Origin of the sequence: Enterococcus sp. FSL R5-0957, from assembly GCF_038008005.1 — a bacterium.
GTDB lineage: Bacteria > Bacillota > Bacilli > Lactobacillales > Enterococcaceae > Enterococcus_B > Enterococcus_B faecium.
Map to the genome: position 1 here is coordinate 902,750 of NZ_JBBOYG010000001.1, position 19,960 is coordinate 922,709.

Sequence of the window (19,960 nt, forward strand, 5' to 3'; positions counted from 1 at the left end):
AGAAATTCAAGGAATATAAAAGGAGAGTCATACGTGGAACAAATTCAAATCATCGATTCGAAAAACCATGTGGGAGAAACAGTAACAATCGGCGCTTGGGTCGCAAATAAGCGATCAAGCGGAAAAATCGCATTTTTACAATTAAGAGACGGAACAGCCTTTTTCCAAGGTGTAGTTGTAAAAAGCGAAGTGTCGGAAGAAGTTTTCCAAACAGCTAAAAATCTACACCAAGAAACATCCGTGTTAGTAACTGGAGAAATCCGTGAAGACAGTCGTTCAAAATTTGGTTATGAAATCGGAATTACAAATGTGGAAGTGGTAAGCGAGAGCCACGATTATCCGATCACACCAAAAGAACACGGAACAGACTTCTTGATGGATCATCGTCATTTATGGCTGCGTTCTTCAAGACAACATGCGATTATGCAGATCAGAAATGAAATCATTCGTGCAACGTATGAATTCTTTAATCAACATCATTTTGTCAAAATTGATCCGCCGATCTTGACTGGTTCTGCACCAGAAGGCACTACGGATCTATTCGAAACAAATTACTTTGATCAAAAAGCTTATTTATCTCAAAGTGGCCAATTATACATGGAAGCTGCTGCTATGGCTTTCGGAAAAGTCTTTTCATTCGGTCCGACTTTCCGTGCTGAAAAATCAAAAACACGACGTCATTTGATCGAATTCTGGATGATCGAACCAGAAATGGCTTTCACTCATCAAGAAGAAAGTTTAGAAGTACAGGAACAATATGTAGCATTCTTAGTACAAAATGTTTTAGATCATTGCGAATACGCATTAGATGTACTAGGACGAGACAAAGAAGTCTTAAAAACTTATACAAAATTGCCATTCCCTCGTATTACTTACGATGATGCAATCGAATTACTGAAGAAAAATGGATTTGATGACATCGAATGGGGCGAAGACTTTGGTTCACCTCATGAAACGTTCATTGCGAATTCATTCGAACAGCCTGTCTTTATCCTAAACTATCCAAAAGCCATCAAGCCATTCTACATGAAACCACATCCAACAAGAGAAGACGTGGTAATTTGTGCAGATATGATCGCACCAGAAGGTTACGGTGAAATTATTGGCGGAAGCGAACGGGCAACGGACTATGATTTCTTGCTAGAACAAATCCGTAATCACGGTTTGGATGAAAAAGAATATTCATGGTATCTTGATCTACGTAAATACGGTTCTGTTCCGCACTCTGGTTTTGGTCTAGGCCTTGAACGAACAGTCACTTGGATTGCTGGTATCGACCATGTACGTGAAGCTATTCCATTCCCACGTTTGTTGAACCGAATTTATCCATAAGAGGTTGTGCGTCTGCCGTTCAGCTCCGAGTCACAAGGAGTAATTTCAAAAAACAGTTTTTCATGTTTGATGACTATTGTGACTTGTGACCAAGGAATTGGCCGGAGAGCAACGTTTATTTAAAAAAAAGAACTGCGAACTCTCGCAGTTCTTTTTTTTAAATACGGGATAAAGAAAGTTTCCAGCAGACAAGAGAAGAAAGCAAAAGAAATTGCTATTTGATTCACAAGGTTCTATAACGAAATCGCAATCAATCAAACATTTACAAAGAAGGTAATTCAAATGGAAATCTAATTTGATGATGCTTCTGCTGTTGAAATAAAGCAGCATCTAGCACCTGAAAACAAACTAATAGTAACATTCGAAGATGGAGTAGGTCCGTATTTTCAGCATGCAATAATCCATATGTAAGTTCAATTCACCCTTGAAATCATCGGACCAGATAAAGTTATGACCAATCTATCCCAAGCAATCTAGAAGAGATATTAGTAAAGGGACATTTACTAGAAGTCTTAGATGAGCCTATAAATATATGTTTCGATGGCGTCATCAGTGGTCTGATTGACGGAAGTTTGGGTGTGATCGATCTCTCTGGACCAAACAACGAAGGAATCAAGGGGAATCCGGCACGTTAAGAAAAAAATAGCATAAAAAACTAGACACTTGATGAGCGTTCATTCAATTGTTTGAAGGGACTAGGCTGGTGTCATTTTTTATACATATATTTTCTCTTTCGTCTTGATAGGGCTTATGGGATAATATAAGGAAGAAAATCATCGTTTTATTCAAAAAGGAGTTTTTGACAAATGAAAAAACGTATATTATTTATCGGTGATAGCATTACAGACGCAGGAAGAGACCGAGCAGAAGCAACTGATCTAGGTAAAGGTTATCCACTTTTGATTGCCGGAAAACTAATCTCCCAATATCCAACGATGGAATTTGAATGCATGAACCGTGGGATAGGAGGAGACAAAATTGCAGATCTGCAAGTACGCTGGCAAGAAGATTGTTTAGCTTTACAACCTGACTATGTATCGATTTTGATCGGAATCAATGATACCTGGCATAATACTAGCGATCAGGCTATATTCGGAACTGAGAAATCTGCTCAGCAATTTGAATCCGTTTATCGAAAATTACTAAATGAACTTCAAACAGCGGAAATCTGCAACATCATCTTGATGGAGCCGTTTGTACTTCCTATAACCGACGACCGTCATGGCTGGCGTAAAGACTTAGACCCTAAAATCCAAATTGTTCGTAAACTTGCTAAGGAATATGGCGCATTGCTGGTTCCTTTAGATGGTATATTCAATGCTTTAGGGATTGCTTATGGTTTTTCGAAATATACAAGAGAAGATGGGGTCCACCCAACGATTGGCGGACATGAGATCATTGCACAAAGCTGGATAGATGCAATTGCCGCAGTCGATTTTTTTAGTGGAGATAAAAATGAGCGAAAGAAAAGTGAAAAATGATGGAAATAAGGTGGGCAGTAAAAGAAGATTTACCTCAAATCAATCAACTGATTACTGATCATCCAGAATCATTCGTAAAAGCAAAAACGGCAGCTGACCTAAATGATAAGAATAAACTATTGCTCGTTGCTGTAACAAAAGAAAAACGGATTATCGGATTTGCGCAAGCGGACGTGCAACAGTCAGAAGAACGATTGGATCAGCGACCATCAGGAAAACTAATCCAACACACATTAGTAACAAAAGAAAATACGGAATAAATCCAAAAAAAATTTGCAGAATACTTGATGCTGGAAGCTAAAAAAAGAAGAATAAAATCAATTTTTGCCCAGTTTTAATCAAAAACAGTAATAGAAGGAGAAATACAATGAGTTGTTTAGGAAATGTCATCTGGTTTATATTCGGCGGACTAATCGGTGGTCTTAGCTGGTTAGCAGCGGGGATACTTTGGTGTATCACGATCATAGGTATCCCAATCGGTATGCAATGTTTTAAGATCGCCTCCCTTTCTTTTGCGCCTTTTGGCAAAGAAGTAATTTATCACCAGTCTGGCATGTCATTGATCGTTAATATCATCTGGTTGATCGTTTCAGGCCTACCAATTGCTCTCGCACATGTCGTCAGCGGCATCCTTCTATGTATCACGATCATAGGGATACCTTTTGCCAAGCAATCTTTCAAACTTGCTCGATTGGCGTTGATGCCATTCGGTGCAGAAATTGTATAAAAGAGAATAATAAAGGTTAGATAAAGCATAGAGTCAGGTGGGATACATGTATTTCACCTGACTCTATGCGTTTTCCTGTATAAGTTCTTCCATGTGACTTTTACGTCTTTTATTTATATGGGGTTACTGTTTATGGAAAGTTGAAATAATTTTCATTAAAGAACTCTTTCTATATTTTTGAAAGCGTAGTGGAGCTTCGTATATCTGGGAAGGACATTTTGCAGGGATTGAAAAAAGATATTGTCCTATCGAAAAATTAATGAATTTAGACAAATTGCCAGCAACAGGCTTCAAACTTAGTTGCTATCCTGTCAAGATCAAGAAGGCAAGTGCGGGTTGGATAAGAGCAGTGGCAATGATCGAAGAGAAAAAGAAAGAATAAGCCAAAACATCTGTATGGAAGAAATTTTCCGATGCAGATGTTTTTCATTTTTTCTTTCGGATACCTTGACATATGAATAACCATTCATTTATAATTAGTTATGAAGAGATATTCATATGTTGAGGCGAGGAGGTCATTAAAATGAAAAGTTACAGATTAGAAGGTTTAGACTGTGCGAACTGTGCGATGAAAATCGAAAAAGGAGTCCAGCAAATCGATGGAGTCAAGGAAGCAACGGTAAATTTCACTTCTGGCAAACTAACGATTGACGTAGAGGAAGATCGATTAGCTACGGTTGAACAGGAAACAAAAAAAGTAGTGAGGGAATTAGAACCAGATGTCAAGGTAACAGAAATAGACAAGGAAAAAGTATCTGAACATGGAAATGAAAAAGAGAGAAACACGCTGATCCGGATTTTATTTTCACTTGCAGGTATCGCTGTCTTGCTATTATTTGATTTTAATGAACCAGTTCGTTTGATAGGGCATTTATTGATTTATCTGCTGATAGGATATGATGTAGTGAAAAAAGCGGTGATGAATATCGTCAAAGGACAAATCTTTGATGAAAATTTCCTCATGTCTGTTGCTACGATTGGCGCTATGTTGATGGGTGAATATCCAGAAGCCGTAGCAGTGATGCTATTTTATCAAATCGGCGAGTATTTCCAAGGATTGGCAGTCAGTCATTCAAGAAAATCGATTCGCGAATTGATGGCGATCCGTCCAGAAACAGCTCACGTGCAGACGGCGGAAGGATTGATGACCGTGAACCCTGAAGACGTGCTGATCGGTCAGTTTGTACTTGTGAAGCCTGGTGAACGTGTACCGTTAGATGGAACGATCATCGAAGGAGAATCATTAGTCGATACGTCAGCACTTACAGGAGAATCAGTCCCTAAATCTGTATATGTTGGTGAAACAGTATTAAGCGGATTTATCAATAAAAATAAACCATTTTTAGTTCAAGTAGAAAAATCTTATGAAAATTCTACTATCAGCAAATTATTAGAATTAGTAGAAAATGCCAGCAGTAAAAAAGCACCAGCTGAAAATTTCATTACTAAATTCGCGCGCTATTACACACCAGTCGTTGTAGGATTGGCCGTTTTATTAGCTGTTTTACCTCCACTTGTTGTTTCTGGAGCGGCGTTTTCTGAATGGATCTATCGAGCATTGACATTTTTAGTGATCTCATGTCCATGTGCATTAGTGATTTCCGTGCCACTTAGTTTCTTTGGCGGTATCGGAGGAGCAAGTAAAATCGGTGTATTAGTAAAAGGTTCAAATTACTTGGAGTTGCTTGCACAAACTGAGACAGTGGTATTCGATAAAACTGGCACATTAACGAAAGGTGACTTTTCGATCCAGACGATCGATCCAACAGGAATTGATCCAAAGAAATTCATGCAATATGTTGCAAGTGCAGAACAGTTTTCTACACATCCGATTGCTCAATCTGTTTTAGAAGGCTACGCAGGTCCGCTTTTACCAACAGCTAATATCCAAGAATTTGCAGGTGAAGGGATCTTAGCTGAAGTTGATGGCAAACAAGTATTAGTAGGTAATCACAAATTGATGGAAAGATTTGAAATCTCTTTTCCTTCAAGTCAAGAAATCGGTACATTGCTTTATCTAGCGATCGATCAAAGTTACAGTGGTTATCTTGTTATTGCAGATACCTTGAAAGAAGATGCCGTAGACGCATTGGTTCAATTAAAACAGGCTGGTGTGAAGAACACAGTCATGTTGACGGGCGACTCTAAAAAAATTGCTGATCATATCGGGAAGCAAATAGGCGTGGACAAGATATATAGCGAATTGCTTCCAGAAGATAAAGTGCAGCGGTTAGAGGAAATCTTACAAAGTAACAATAAAAAGACCGCATTTGTCGGAGATGGAATCAACGATGCACCGGTGCTAGCAAGAGCAGATGTAGGAATCGCAATGGGTGGATTGGGAAGCGATGCTGCAATTGAAGCAGCAGATGTAGTCATCATGAATGATCAACCATCGAAGATTGCAGAAGCAATCCATTTAGCAAAGAAAACATTGAAAATCGTCAAACAGAACATTGTCTTTGCTATTGGGATAAAAATTTTGGTACTTTCCTTAGGTGCTTTTGGTTTTGCATCAATGGGAGATGCAGTATTTGCAGATGTTGGGGTGACAGTATTAGCTGTTTTGAATGCCATGCGAAGCTTGCATGTAAAAAATAAACGTTGATCAATGAAGAGGACGAATGAACGTCCTCTTTTTTTTATATCCTTTTCTTAATGAAAAATGTAAAGAAAATAGATAGGATTATAAAATAACTAATGTTTTTAATTTTGCAGAAAATTCAAAATAGCTTTAAATTCAATAAGGTCAATGAAATAAAAGAAAATAACTTATTTTTTTGATGGAAAAAATATGAAAAAACGATGTGTATTAAATAAAAGAATACACACATAAAATAACACTGTCTTGTAAGTTTGTTAAAAATTGAATATGATTACATCTGGATAACAAATTTTTATCATAAAGGAGAGAACGAATGAACAACAAACAATTACGCTGGTTTACTGTTGCGTTAATTGCATTTAACATGGTTTGGGGCATGGGGAATGTAGTTAATAACTATGCTCAGCAAGGAGTATCAGTTGTCACCTCTTGGCTATTGATTTTGGCCATTTATTTTATTCCATACGCATTGATCGTTGGACAATTAGGATCAGCCTTCAAGGATAGTAAAGGAGGCGTCAGTTCATGGGTCGAAAATACGACATCTAATAAACGACTGGCATACTATGCCGCTTGGACTTACTGGGTCGTCCATATTCCTTATTTGGCACAAAAGCCTCAAGCAATTCTGATTGCTGGTGGTTGGGCAGTCCAAGGAAATGGAAATATCGTAAATACGATGTCAGTACAAATGGTAGCAGTTATTTCACTTATTATATTTCTTGCCTTTTTATATTTATCAACAAAAGGACTTTCTACTTTGAAAGTGATTGGCGGACTGGCCGGAACAGCGATGTTCGTCATGTCGATCTTATTTATTCTTTTAGCTGTAACGGCACCGTTCATCAATCCAACGATGGAATTTGCCACACCACATATGAATCAAGTGAAAGCATATATTCCAACATTTGATTTCAGTTATTTCACAACCGTTTCGATGCTAGTATTTGCAGTTGGAGGGGCGGAAAAAATATCCCCTTATGTCAACTCTACAAGAAATCCTGCAAAGGAATTTCCTAAAGGGATGATCTTCTTAGCAGCAATGGTAGGGATTTGTGCTGTATTAGGCTCAGTCGCAATGGGTATGCTGTTTGCTAGCGATAATATCCCTAAAGACTTGATGGCAAATGGGGCATACAGTGCTTTTCAAATTTTAGGTAATTACTATGGTATCGGTAACTCATTGATGATCATTTACGCATTGACAAACATGATTGGACAAATCTCCGCATTAGCCTTTTCAATTGATGCACCACTAAAAATCTTGTTAGCAGATGCGGATCCAGAATTTGTACCAAACTGGCTACGTAAACGTAATCGTAAAGGTACATTGGTGAATGGTTATCTTCTGACAGGTATACTAGTAGGAATCATTATTTTGTTGCCGATCTTTGGTATCAAAGATATGAATGAATTAGTAAAATGGTTGACGAACTTGAACTCAGTTGTCATGCCAATGCGTTACCTATGGGTGTTCTTGGCATATATGATGTTGAATAAAGCTTATAAGAAATTCAATTCTGAATATAAATTTGTTAAAAATCCAAAAATCGGTTTTATCTTTGGTGCTTGGTGCTTTGCCTTCACTGCGTTTGCATGTATCCTAGGAATGGTGCCAAAAGTAGATTATACTGCTGATCCTAAAGCATGGTGGTTCCAATTATTCACGAATATCATCACACCAATTGTCTTGATCTTATTAGGTATGATCTTGCCAGCAATTGCTCGTCGAGACAAAAACAAAGAAATCACTGAACCAGAAACAGTGGTTCAGCCTTAAAATAGAAATACTTGTTACAAGAGGTTGTGACAGAAGTGGTCAGCTTCAAGAAATAAGAAGGAATTTACGAAAATTGCTTCTCAAATTTTTGTGAAGTTTCGGCTTGTTTTTCGAAGAAGCTACTTCTGGAACACCGTGAATCAGAGGTTGTGAAAAAGCTGTCCTGCATCTGCGGTAATAAGAACAGCCAAACAAAAATAGCCCCTCATATTTTTCGTTTGGCTGGGCTTATTACCGCAGATGCAAGCTTTTGAACACCGTTTAAGGAAGAGGTTGTAAAATCAGCGATTTGACCTGAGTATTAGAGAAACAAACGGAAAAATAGCTCCTCATATTTTGCCGCTTTTTGAGCTAATGCTGAAGGTCAGCTGATTGAACACCATTTATTCGAAACAAGGGACTTTGACACGACTTTTGTCACAGTCCCTTGTTTTTTTGCGGCGTTATAAGTGGTATGATCGAACCAAATTCCAAAGAGAAGTGAGGGAGAAGAATGAAGATCATCGTGATTGGACAAAGTGGGTCGGGAAAATCGACCCTCGCAAGGAATATCAAAGAAATCACCGGCTTTCCGCTACTGCCGCTAGACCTTTTATGGCATACAACAGACTACAGTATTCAGGCAAAAAAGTGGTTTTTGCAAGAACAGCAATCGTTTATGGTATCTAATCCGTCATGGATCGTTGAAGGAAATTATACTTCTACGTTAGAGGAAAGGATTAAAGAAGCAGATAAGATCATTTGGCTTAAAGTACCGCGTTATCTCGCCATCTACCGAGTAGTTTGGCGTTCTCTAAAAAGAAAGATAAACAAAAAATCTCGGCCAGATATGCCTGAATCATTTTCGGAGAAACTAAACAGGGAATACTTAGAATTTTTATCTTTTATCTGGCATTTTGAAGAAAACAATGAACCAAAAATACAGCAGCTGATCCAAGTAGCTAATGCAAGAAATAAACTGATCATCCTTAAAACAAGACGAGAGAAACAAGAATTTTTAACTAAATTGAAAATAGAGAGCAAAAATAATTGACAGTTTTTGTTTACAAGTGTAATCTGTATTCATAAGATAATGATTACATTTGTAAACGAAAGGTGTGAAATAAATGGAAAAAGTCAAAACGCCAGTAAAGATCAGTGATTCAGAGTGGGAGATCATGCGTGTTATTTGGACACTTGGACAGACGACAGCCCAAGAAATCACGCAGATCTTAGCTGATTCGATGGATTGGAAACCAGCAACGGTCAAAACTTTGCTGGGTCGTTTGGTAAAAAAAGAAGTGATCTGGACAGAACAAGAAGGAAAAAAATTCATTTATCATCCAGCTGTCTCGGAGATGGAAACAGTTCGCAGTGCGACGGAAAATCTTTTTTCCCATATCTGTGCAAAAAGGATTGGAGAGACGATTGCGGATCTAGTAGAAGAAGCCACTTTGACTCAAGAAGATATCAATGAGATTTTGAAACAACTGGAACAAAAGCAACCAGTAGATACGATCGAATGTAACTGTATCCCAGGTCAATGTGAATGTAAACAACATCAATAGGAGGAAGAAAAAATGAAACAACAATTTTCAATCGAAGGTATGAGCTGCAATCATTGTGCAGCAAGAGTAGAAGAAACAGTAAGCGCACTTGACGGCGTGCAAAAAGTGAAAGTAAATTTGAAAAAAGCAAACGGTACGGTCAAGTTTGATGAAACAAAAGTTCAATCCGAAAAGATTTGTCAAGCAATCAATGGATTGGGTTATAAAGCAGAGGTGATTTGATGGCAACAGCAGAAACCAAAATGGATACGTTCGTCATTACAGGTATGACTTGTGCAAATTGTTCTGCTAGGATCGAAAAAGAGCTGAACGGACAACCTGGTGTGGTCAATGCCACAGTCAACTTGGCCACTGAAAAAGCAAGTGTCAAATATGAAGGGACGACCACTGAAAAATTAATTCAAAGCGTAGAAAACATCGGTTATGGTGCAATTTTGTACGATGAAGCCCACAAACAAAAAATTGCAGAAGAAAAGCAAGCGTATTTGAAAAAAATGCTATTCGATCTTATATTGAGTACGGTTTTGACTTTGCCGTTGATGTTGTCAATGATTGCTATGATGTTAGGAAGCCATGCGGCGATTGTTCACTTTTTTCATTTTCCAATCGTCCAGTTAGTGCTGTCTGCTCCTGTCCAATTTTATGTCGGTGCTCGTTTTTATAAAGGTGCGTACCATGCAATCAAGACGAAAGCACCAAATATGGATGTATTGGTAGCAATTGGAACATCGGCTGCCTTTGCATTGAGCATTTACAACGGATTTTTCCGTGGACACCCCCAAGATCTTTATTTTGAAAGCAGCAGTATGATCATCACGCTGATTTTGCTCGGCAAATATTTGGAACATACAGCAAAAACGAAAACAGGTAATGCAATCAAACAATTGATGTCTCTTCAAACAAAAACCGCCCAAGTGATAAGAAACGGGAAAGAAGAAACGTTAGCGATTGAAGAAGTAGTCGTTGGTGATCAACTAGTCATCCGTCCTGGTGAGCAGATTCCAGCAGATGGTCGAATTATTTCAGGAAGCAGTGCGATAGATGAAAGTATGCTTACTGGTGAAAATCTTCCTGTAGAAAAGAATCCGGATGACACGCTTTTTGGCGGGACAATCAATACGAATGGTCTGCTACACATGGAAGTCACACAAGTCGGCAAGCAGACAGTATTAGCGCAAATCATTCAAATGGTGGAAGATGCTCAAGGGAGCAAAGCCCCAATCCAAAAAATCGCAGATCGGATCTCAGGGATTTTTGTTCCGATCGTATTAGTCATCGCGTTTATCACGCTCATAGCTACAGGTTTGATCACTGGTGATTGGCAACTCGCATTGATCCATAGTGTCTCTGTATTAGTCATTGCGTGTCCATGTGCATTAGGTTTAGCGACTCCAACAGCTATTATGGTAGGAACGGGTGTTGGTGCACGAAATGGAATTTTAATTAAAGGCGGAGAAGCATTAGAAGCAGCTGCTCACTTAGACAGCATTGTTTTGGATAAAACTGGGACGATTACAGAAGGAAAGCCCAAAGTTACAGATCTAGTCGGTTCTAAAGAAGTCCTATCTATTTTTTATACTTTAGAACAAGCTTCTGAACATCCACTAGGTAAAGCAATCGTGGAATACGGAAAACTGCAAGAAGCAGCAACATACGATATGATTGATTTTACAGCTCACCCAGGTGCTGGAATCAGCGGTACGATTAACGGAGTACGCTATTTTGCGGGTACACGTAAACGATTAATTGAATTGAACCTATCATTTGATGAATACCAAGAACACGCGTTAGAATTAGAACAGCAGGGAAAAACAGTCATGTTTTTAGCTGATGAAAAGCAAGTGATCGGGTTGATTGCCGTGGCTGATCAAATCAAACTAGAAGCCAAACAAGCAATCAAGCAGCTCCAGAATAAAGGATTAGATGTTTTTATGCTGACAGGAGACAACAAACTGGCAGCCGAAACGATTGGTAAACAAGTTGGTATTGATCCAAAGCATATCTTTGCTGAAGTACTTCCAGAGGATAAAGCAGCCTACGTAGAAAAACTTCAGAAAGATGGAAAAAAAGTCGGTATGGCAGGCGATGGAATCAATGATGCACCGGCTTTAGCATTAGCTGATGTTGGTATGGCAATGGGAAGTGGAACGGATATCGCGATGGAAACAGCCGATGTGACGCTGATGAGTAGCAGTTTGGCATCCATTGCACAAACAATCGAGTTGTCTAGGGTGACATTGAGAAAAATCAAACAAAATCTTTTCTGGGCTTTTGTCTATAATACGATTGGTATTCCTTTTGCCGCACTAGGCTTTTTGAATCCAATCATTGCAGGAGGAGCGATGGCGTTTAGTTCCGTCAGTGTATTGTTGAACTCCCTGAGCTTAAATCGGCACATGAAAAAGTAAGAGAAGGGATGGAGTAAAAATGAATGGGAACGATATGGAGAAAAAACATGAACATAAAAAAGAAGTAGTAAACAAAGAAAGTACAGAATCTCATGAAAAACAGATGGAGATGAAACATGACCATAGCCAGATGGACCATTCCATGCACATGGGACATAACCATGGAGATATAGCAAACAGCAAACAAATGGACCATTCGATGCACATGGATCACGATCATGGCGGCATGGATCATTCCATGCACATGGGAAATTTCAAACAAAAATTTTGGCTATCGCTTATCCTAGCTATCCCAATCATTCTTTTTTCACCAATGATGGGAATGGAATTTCCATTTCAAGTAACGTTTCCTGGTTCTGATTGGCTCGTATTGATCTTAGCAACTATACTATTTATCTATGGCGGTCAGCCATTTTTAAGTGGAGCTAAGATGGAATTGAAACAAAAAAGTCCTGCTATGATGACACTGATCGCGATGGGGATTACAGTTGCATATATTTATAGTGTCTATTCGTTTATCGCAAATCTGCTCAATCCACATACACACGTCATGGATTTCTTCTGGGAATTGGCTACTTTGATCGTTATTATGCTACTAGGTCACTGGATTGAAATGAATGCTGTGTCGAATGCCAGCAATGCTTTACAAAAACTAGCAGAATTACTGCCAGAATCAGTGAAACGCTTGACGAAAGATGGAAAAGAAGAGACAGTTTCATTGAAAGAAGTAAACGAAGGTGATCGTTTGATCGTCCGGTCTGGTGATAAAATGCCAACAGATGGTGTAATCTTGAAAGGTGAAACAATTGTTGACGAATCAGCTGTGACTGGCGAATCAAGAGGAATCAAAAAACAAGCCAATGACAAAGTGATTGGCGGTTCTATCAATGGGGATGGAACGATCGAAATCGAAGTAACTGGAACTGGTGAAAATGGTTATCTAGCGAAGGTTATGGAAATGGTGCGAAAAGCACAAGGAGAAAAATCCAAGCTAGAGTCATTATCTGACAAAGTGGCAAAATGGCTGTTTTATGTCGCATTAATTGTGGGTATCCTGGCATTCATCGCCTGGTTGTTCTTGACAGATCTTCCTAATGCATTAGAACGTATGGTAACAGTCTTTATCATCGCCTGTCCTCATGCTCTAGGTTTAGCTATCCCATTAGTTGTTGCTCGCTCCACATCAATAGCAGCTAAAAACGGATTACTTTTGAAAAACCGCAATGCACTGGAGCAAGCCAATGATCTAGATGTGATCATGCTGGACAAAACAGGAACACTAACAGAAGGAAAATTTACTGTAACGGGTGTCGAAGTACTTGATGATGCGTTCAATAAAAATGAAATCCTTCAATATCTAGGAGCCTTGGAAGCGAATGCCAATCATCCATTGGCTGTTGGCATTATGAATTATTTGAAAGAACATGAAATCAAGCCTTATCAAGCTGAAAATCTAAAAAATCTTTCAGGAGTCGGGCTAGAGGCAACAGTCAAAAAACAACAAGTGAAAATAGTTAATGAAAAAGAAGTTGAGCGTCTCGGATTAAACGTAGAACAAGCATTATTGAAACCTTACCAAGAACAAGGAAATACCATCAGCTTCCTGATTTTAGAAAATCATCTAGCTGCAATCGTTGCTTTAGGTGACGTAGTAAAAACAGAAGCAAAAGAATTTATCCGAACATTGAAAGAAAGAAAAATCACTCCTGTCATGCTTACTGGTGACAATAAAAACGCTGCCCAAGCAGTAGCAGATTATTTAGGGATCGAAGAATATTATGGCGGTTTATTACCAGATGATAAAGAAGCTGTTGTCCAGAAATACCTTGACCAAGGGAAAAAAGTAATCATGGTGGGTGATGGGATCAATGATGCGCCAAGTTTAGCCCGTGCTTCAATCGGGATGGCAATCGGTGCAGGGACAGATATCGCAATCGATTCTGCGGATGTCGTATTGACAAACAGCGATCCAAAAGATATTTTGCATTTTCTTGATCTAGCCAAGCAAACGCGAAAGAAAATGATCCAGAACCTCTGGTGGGGGGCAGGTTACAATATTCTTGCAATTCCGCTAGCAGCCGGAATTCTTGCGCCAATTGGTATCATATTAAGTCCAGCAGTTGGTGCTGTCTTGATGTCGTTAAGTACGGTAGTTGTAGCTCTAAATGCTTTGACATTGAAAATCAAATAATAATGAAAAAAGGTTGTGACAAAAAACGTGTCACAACCTTTTTTTCGAGTAATCGATACTCAATCAGCTGGTTCTCGGCATTCCAGAAGTAGATTCTCCAGAAATTTTATCTTATTTTTTGAAGCGGCTCCCTTTTGTCAGAATTTTTTTGTATACCGTTTTTCTTATTATACGCGTTATTTCTAAATAGGTTTTTTTATCGAATTTTACCGGATCTGCTTGTCGTCCATATATTTCTGCTTCATATTGAGTAGTTAATCGAATGAAACGCAGATCTAGCTTGAATTCTTGTTCTATTCGCAGGCTATATTCCTGCAAAGATTCTGCGGGTTTGCGCGGTACCAATGTTTCCAAAGGGTTAAGAAGTTTTTGATATGCAATCGTATTAGTAGAAGCAAAAAAATGAAGATAGATAAGATAACTTGTCCAGCGCAGAGATTTTCTGAATAACAATAGAAAGAACAACAAGACGGATAAACACACTCCAAGGCTGAATAAGACGATTTTATAAGCTGGTGTGAGTGTTGTTTCTTCTGATGGAATGACCTCAGATCTCTCACTGGAAATAGTTTCTGCCATATTTTCGCTTTCATTTGGTTGTTCGATAGCAGGCTGGACGGTTTCGGTTGTTTCAGCAACTGGTTGTGAACCCATTGGATTGGCAAATGAAGGGGTTGGTTCAAATGAAAGCCAGCCAAATCCAGGAAAGTATACCTCTGGCCAAGAATGAGCATGACTATTGAGAATGCTGTATTCCTCATTCCCTTGATTATCTGTGCCTGTTCTGAGCCCATTTGTAAAACCTTTTGTCCAGCGAGCTGGGATACCAAGTGTTCGAAGAAGGACGACCATAGAAGTTGAAAATTTGTCACAATAGCCGACTTTTGAATCAAAGAGGAAATAATCCACATAATCGTGTTCTTTCGGAGTATGCCCGGTATCCGTTTTGGAATAGCGGAAATTTCCGCTTGTTTTTAAATACTGTTAGACAGCTTCGACTTTACGAATTAAAGTTGCTTCATTTTTGGTCAATTCGACCGCCAAGTCCTCAATACGTTTAGGCAAACTTTTTGGCAATTGAAGATTTGTCTGCTGATTTTCTAAATCATCAGCTTTTAACTGACTGCTTTTTAATTCTTCTCTCGTAAAAACTAACCTTTCTGTTTGTAAAGTTGCAGAACGTGTCGATTCATTCGGGACAGGAATGAATCGCTGGCTTTCAGGCAAATAGTAAAGCGTTTGTCCACTAGCTAATGAAAAATCAGTCAAGGTAGTATTTCCATAAGGATAAGGTAAGAAAGCTTGTTTTTTTAGGGTCAATGTAATGTTTTCTTTGTCTTCTATAACGGTTTGGTAGCTCGTGATGTCAACAGGGAATTCTTGGATTGGTTGGATGGGTGCGTCCTGATCTTCTATCCATCCAGAACCGGTGTAATGATTTTTATTTTCGATCTTCCAATAGCCATTTCCTTTTTGGTTCGCTGTAAAAACAACTTCGCCATTATCATATAAAGGTCCACCAAGCTGTTCATCATTCTCACTGAAGCCTGTTCTTGCACTTCCGGTTAATTGATACTCATGGAGTGTGTCATAAAGCCCTTCATCATTAAGATATTCTCGGATCGGTTCACTCGTTTCCTCGAGAGATTGGTGTACTTTCGGAAGATATAAAGGCAAGATAGCGCTAAAAGTTAAGAAACAAATAAGCAGAACTGTAGTCAATGACTGGAATCGAGTGTTTCCCGACAACAACCGGATGGAGAAAAATTGCCTTGCTGCCAGATACACGAACAAAACAGTTACTACCGCAATCATTTCGTACAGTAAATCTTTTTTCCGAAAAACGGTAAGCATCATGAAGTAAGCCATCAAAGAAAGAAAGGGTGCGTACCAATAGTCGTAATCCACGGTCAATGTAATAAATAAATAGATCAGCAACATTATGAGAAAAAAAGCTGTCTTTTCTGGCAAATAATAAAGTTTACCTTGGGATAGATGGAAGAATTCCTCTGTGACTGACGAAAAAAACTGTAAGATCCATAATATGGAAAATGTCTTCGAAGGAAAATATAAAAACAAACAACCTATCATTACTGGCAAAGAAAGCAGCAAACGTACCCATTTTTTAGGAATACAGCAGACAATAAGGCATAGGACACCAATAGTTAGGATAAGAAGGTAGCTGTTTTGCAATTGATTAGCTACTACAAATATCGGAGCACCTACACTTAGTATCACAAAGGAGTAAACGCCACGCAGCCATTTTTCCCGTTTAATCGTCAATCCATTCACCTCCTGGCAATGAACATATCTTGTCTTTTTCTTGGACCATGAGTTGTTTTTCTACGAAATAAACAAGATAAACCGTTCGATCTTTTGACAATGTTTCAATAGCTTCTGAGACTTCAGGAGAATTCTCAGGAACAAAGAGGACGATTTGTTTTTTTGCATATTTTTTCAAGTGTGCGAAAAAAGCTTTCTCATCGCCAGCTTCCAAAGAAGCAAAATAGGTATGACCGGGGTCTTTGCCATGAAAGGCGCGGTTGCCTAATATCAGAAGTTCCGGCTGCTTTTCTTTTCTCAAATGCCATAAAGAAAAATACAAGTCTAGCAGAGGTTCAAATTTTGGACTGGGCGAACCCCAAAAGCAAAAAAGAGGAGAACATTCTTCTTCTTGATAATCGTATTCACGGTATAACCACTCTTGAGTATGAGCAGACAATTTCCAATCGATTCGGTTGAAAGAATCACCTGGACGATAAGCGCGATGTTCCCGAAAATCAAGACCTCTTTGGTACGCGTTCAGCTGCTGTTTTTTTTCCAGAACTCTCTGTAATTTTTCTGCTTGAATCTTACAAAAAGCAGGCAGAACAGTCACAGGAAAAGAGATCTCTCTTTTTGCACTTTTTCTGAAAAGTCCTAGACTATCATAGGCTGTAAAAATGACAGTTAATGTTTCATGGCATCCTCTTTCTTTTGGCTGCCAAAGCAATTGGACTTCTTGCGGTTTATTTGTAAGAATCAAAATCTCTTGTTTTTTTCTGCAAAGATTGCTGGGAAGCCGATTTGTAAACGAGGGAGAGGTAAAGAAAAAGTTCTCTTTTTTGCTATGGAAAAAATAACCTGCATACTTTTTTTGCGATAAACGAGTGGCTGCAATGTACAAGTAACCGAAAGTTTCTTTAGAAAGCTGCTTAATGAAATCAAGCTCCATGATACATAAAGAGTAAAAAAGGCCAACAAGAACCAGCCTAAAGAATTGTTGAATACAAGAGCAAAAAGCACAATGATGAAATATACCAGAAATAACACAAAATTAATGAAATAATCTTTGATTTTTTCCATTATCTACCTCAATCTACCTCACAGGAATAGGAATTTGTGCAACAAGAGTATGAATGATTTGTTTTTTTTCGTCTTCCTTCAATGAACGATCGTAAAAAATCAGGCGATGGGAAAACACGTAAGGAACTAAATCCTGCAAATCTTTGGGCGTGACGTAATTTCTCCCATGGATTAAAGCATAAGCTTTTGCTGCCTGAATAAAGGAAAGGCTTCCTCGTGGACTGATGCCAAGCTGGATGGCAGCATGGCTTCTTGTTGCTGACACTAACTGCAAGGCATAAGATGCCACTTCGGGACTGACAAAGACATTCGCCACATTTGTTTTTATTTCTTCTATGTCATAACTGTTCAATACTTCATTTAAGTTATCCAACACTTTTTCGAATCTATCTAAAAGTAGCAAAAGTTCGTCATCAAAAGAAGGATAACCGATTTGTAGTCGGAATAAAAAACGATCGAGCTGTGCTTCCGGCAAAGGATATGTTCCTTCGTACTCGATTGGATTTTGAGTAGCTAAGACAAAAAAATGATTGTCTAGAGGGTATGTATTGTTGTCGATCGTTGCATGATTCTCGGCCATTGCTTCTAAAAGTGCTGACTGAGTACGAGGAGTCGTGCGATTGATCTCATCTGCCAACAAGATCGTGGTAAAGATCGGTCCCGGACGAAATTCAAACTCTTTTGATTGTGAATTGTATACGGAAAAACCAAGAATATCACTAGGCAGCAGATCAGGAGTACATTGGACTCTGCTGAAGGTTCCCTGTACAGCTTTTGCTAGTGCTTTGACCAGTAACGTTTTACCTACACCGGGAATATCTTCGAATAAGACATGACCACCTGCTAATAGGGCCACGATCATCAATTGGATAGTTGAACGTTTGCCGATGACCGCTTTTTCTAATTCTTGTATCAACTGATCGATTTTTTGTTTGGATTCTTCGATTTTTTCTTCCATTTTCACATCACCTTCTCATAAAATTGCTATTTATTTCATTGTAATGGAAGGGAATACATCCTACAAGCAAAGTGATTTTATTATGTTTTTTTAAAGTACATTCGTTTTGAAATGAGAATACGATTAAATTGAGTAAAATAAAAAATAATGAGGAAAATTTGCGTATTTAAATAAATAGAAAGGGAGTTTTTTATCTTTTTAGGAGTGAACCCATTTTGATCAAACAATATGTTTAGAAATCAGGTGAGAAATGATCGATGAGATGGCAAAAACTATTATCAAAAAATGCACAGAATTTATTTTCACTAATCAATCTAATGAAAGATTTGATCTGGCGAAAAGCTGATTTAGCTGAAGAACTGAAAATCGATGTTAAAACAGTGGATCGGCATCTGAAACGTTTGGCGGAAAGCGATTGTCCCATCCAGCTGATTCTTCATAAGAAAACCGTTCAGTTAGTTTATGATCAAGGATATAGCGAACCTTATCTCTTGTTTGTTTTTCTGATCCAATCACCCCCGTTTTGTTTACTGAAAAATCTGCTATTGAATGAACCTTAAGAGCAGAAGTACGATCGTTCTACGCAAGAGCGATTGAGAAAGTGGTTTGGCGAGTACCACCTTTCTTTTTCTTATAAAAAAGCACAGATCTTTGGTTCAGAAAGAAAAGTAAGATATCTGCTGTTTTGCTTTTTGAAAGATTTTCCGCATTTTTTTGCAGATGATGGAGAGCAGTCCTTTTCTGAGATGTTCATCCAATTATTGAAGCAAAGAAAGGATCCGGCAGAAATCGAGATTTTAGGAGACAGTCGAACACTATTCTTTGAATTGTTTCCTGAATTGCTATTTAGAGAGGAGCAGATTTTGCCAATAAAAGAAAAAAATTATCTAGCAATTTTGCGCTTGAGCTGTAACCAGATTACTGAAAAGCGGTGGAAACGGATAGAAGAGACACAAGACTATCGGAAATTGACGATTGTGACTGAAAAGCTTGATTCGCTGTTTTGGCTGAATAGCGAATTTGAGAGCGAAAGCAAATCAAAGCTGACAAAAGTACTTTACCAAGAATGGCTTCGTTACGTAATTGGTATCCATGACCGGCTGATAGAAGAAGTTCGTTATTATCAGGAAACATTAGAAAAATTTCCCAATTCCAAAGATAAACTATATCAATTTCGGCTAGCGATCCAACAAGCACTTGCACACCCCGCAGTAGAGTGGGGGATGCTTTTACTGAAAACACTCCAGGAACGAGGGTATTTAGATGTCCACCCTCCTGAAGTGAAAATCGTCTTTTTTTTTCGCTATGAACACCAAGAAGCAAGAAGACTTGCTGGGGTACTGAACAAAACGCTAAGACATCGAAAACGGATCTCTATACATGTATGTACTCGAAATAAGCCGCCTCGGTATGCAGATCTAGTGATCACCGATCATTTTTTTCCACTAGACCATAACGAAGATCAAAAAACGTATCTGTAACATCCTTCATTTGGTATCGAAAGACTTCTTACCGATATCAATTACTGGTTAGGCAAAAACCGATAAAACCTTTGGAAAAAAGATCAAAACAAGTCAGTCTGTGCT

General features: G+C 38.6%; 13 protein-coding genes and 3 pseudogenes. 12 read left to right on the forward strand and 4 right to left on the reverse strand.

What is annotated here, in order from left to right:
* The first annotated feature begins 33 nt into the window (after nucleotides 1-33).
* The 11 genes and pseudogenes from asnS to copB all read left to right on the forward strand — a co-directional run bounded on the left by asnS (nucleotide 34) and on the right by copB (nucleotide 14,071).
* On the forward strand, nucleotides 34-1,332 hold the full coding sequence (asnS, locus tag MKX69_RS04310) for an asparagine--tRNA ligase (RefSeq protein ID WP_002288767.1): 1,299 nt from the start codon (nucleotides 34-36) through the stop codon (nucleotides 1,330-1,332).
* 806 nt (nucleotides 1,333-2,138) lie between these two features.
* Entirely contained in the window at nucleotides 2,139-2,813 is a 675-nt protein-coding gene (locus MKX69_RS04315; protein ID WP_002301946.1) for an SGNH/GDSL hydrolase family protein, read from the forward strand.
* Nucleotides 2,810-3,151 (forward strand): annotated as a pseudogene (locus MKX69_RS04320) (hypothetical protein). Before MKX69_RS04315 ends, MKX69_RS04320 begins: the two are co-directional and overlap by 4 nt.
* Before the next feature lie 29 nt (nucleotides 3,152-3,180).
* Entirely contained in the window at nucleotides 3,181-3,540 is a 360-nt protein-coding gene (locus tag MKX69_RS04325) for a YccF domain-containing protein (RefSeq protein WP_002288776.1), read from the forward strand.
* A gap of 523 nt (nucleotides 3,541-4,063) precedes the next feature.
* Nucleotides 4,064-6,148, forward strand: coding sequence for a heavy metal translocating P-type ATPase (locus MKX69_RS04330; protein ID WP_341008962.1), 2,085 nt, complete (start codon nucleotides 4,064-4,066; stop codon nucleotides 6,146-6,148).
* 310 nt (nucleotides 6,149-6,458) lie between these two features.
* The gene (locus MKX69_RS04335) at nucleotides 6,459-7,925 is read left to right on the forward strand and encodes an APC family permease (RefSeq protein ID WP_341008965.1); all 1,467 of its coding nucleotides are present in this window, start codon (nucleotides 6,459-6,461) and stop codon (nucleotides 7,923-7,925) included.
* Between the two features lie 493 nt (nucleotides 7,926-8,418).
* Entirely contained in the window at nucleotides 8,419-8,958 is a 540-nt protein-coding gene (locus tag MKX69_RS04340; protein WP_002303087.1) for a hypothetical protein, read from the forward strand.
* Between the two features lie 73 nt (nucleotides 8,959-9,031).
* A complete protein-coding gene (locus MKX69_RS04345; protein WP_341008968.1) occupies nucleotides 9,032-9,472 on the forward strand; it encodes a CopY/TcrY family copper transport repressor in 441 nt (146 codons plus the stop codon).
* A 12-nt stretch (nucleotides 9,473-9,484) separates the two neighbouring features.
* Nucleotides 9,485-9,694: a copper chaperone CopZ gene (copZ, locus tag MKX69_RS04350; RefSeq protein ID WP_002289040.1), complete on the forward strand. Its 210-nt coding sequence runs from the start codon at nucleotides 9,485-9,487 to the stop codon at nucleotides 9,692-9,694.
* Entirely contained in the window at nucleotides 9,694-11,880 is a 2,187-nt protein-coding gene (locus MKX69_RS04355; RefSeq protein WP_061605153.1) for a heavy metal translocating P-type ATPase, read from the forward strand. The genes copZ and MKX69_RS04355 overlap by 1 nt, the downstream gene beginning before the upstream one ends.
* Nucleotides 11,881-11,899: 19 nt before the next feature.
* A complete protein-coding gene (gene copB / locus MKX69_RS04360) occupies nucleotides 11,900-14,071 on the forward strand; it encodes a copper/silver-translocating P-type ATPase CopB (RefSeq protein WP_002327341.1) in 2,172 nt (723 codons plus the stop codon).
* Nucleotides 14,072-14,182: 111 nt separating this feature from the next.
* Here copB and MKX69_RS04365 read toward each other — a convergent pair.
* The 4 genes and pseudogenes from MKX69_RS04365 to MKX69_RS04380 form a co-directional block, all read right to left on the reverse strand.
* Nucleotides 14,183-16,354 (reverse strand): annotated as a pseudogene (locus MKX69_RS04365) (transglutaminase domain-containing protein).
* Entirely contained in the window at nucleotides 16,344-17,096 is a 753-nt protein-coding gene (locus MKX69_RS04370) for a DUF58 domain-containing protein (RefSeq protein WP_002294845.1), read from the reverse strand. The pseudogene MKX69_RS04365 and the gene MKX69_RS04370 overlap by 11 nt, the downstream one beginning before the upstream one ends.
* Entirely contained in the window at nucleotides 17,093-17,416 is a 324-nt protein-coding gene (locus MKX69_RS04375) for a hypothetical protein (RefSeq protein WP_002299544.1), read from the reverse strand. Before MKX69_RS04375 ends, MKX69_RS04370 begins: the two co-directional genes overlap by 4 nt.
* A gap of 13 nt (nucleotides 17,417-17,429) precedes the next feature.
* Entirely contained in the window at nucleotides 17,430-18,374 is a 945-nt protein-coding gene (locus MKX69_RS04380; RefSeq protein WP_341008974.1) for an AAA family ATPase, read from the reverse strand.
* Nucleotides 18,375-18,631: 257 nt separating this feature from the next.
* Here MKX69_RS04380 and MKX69_RS04385 point away from each other — a divergent pair.
* Nucleotides 18,632-19,921, forward strand: a pseudogene (locus tag MKX69_RS04385) (hypothetical protein).
* The last annotated feature ends 39 nt before the right edge of the window (nucleotides 19,922-19,960 follow it).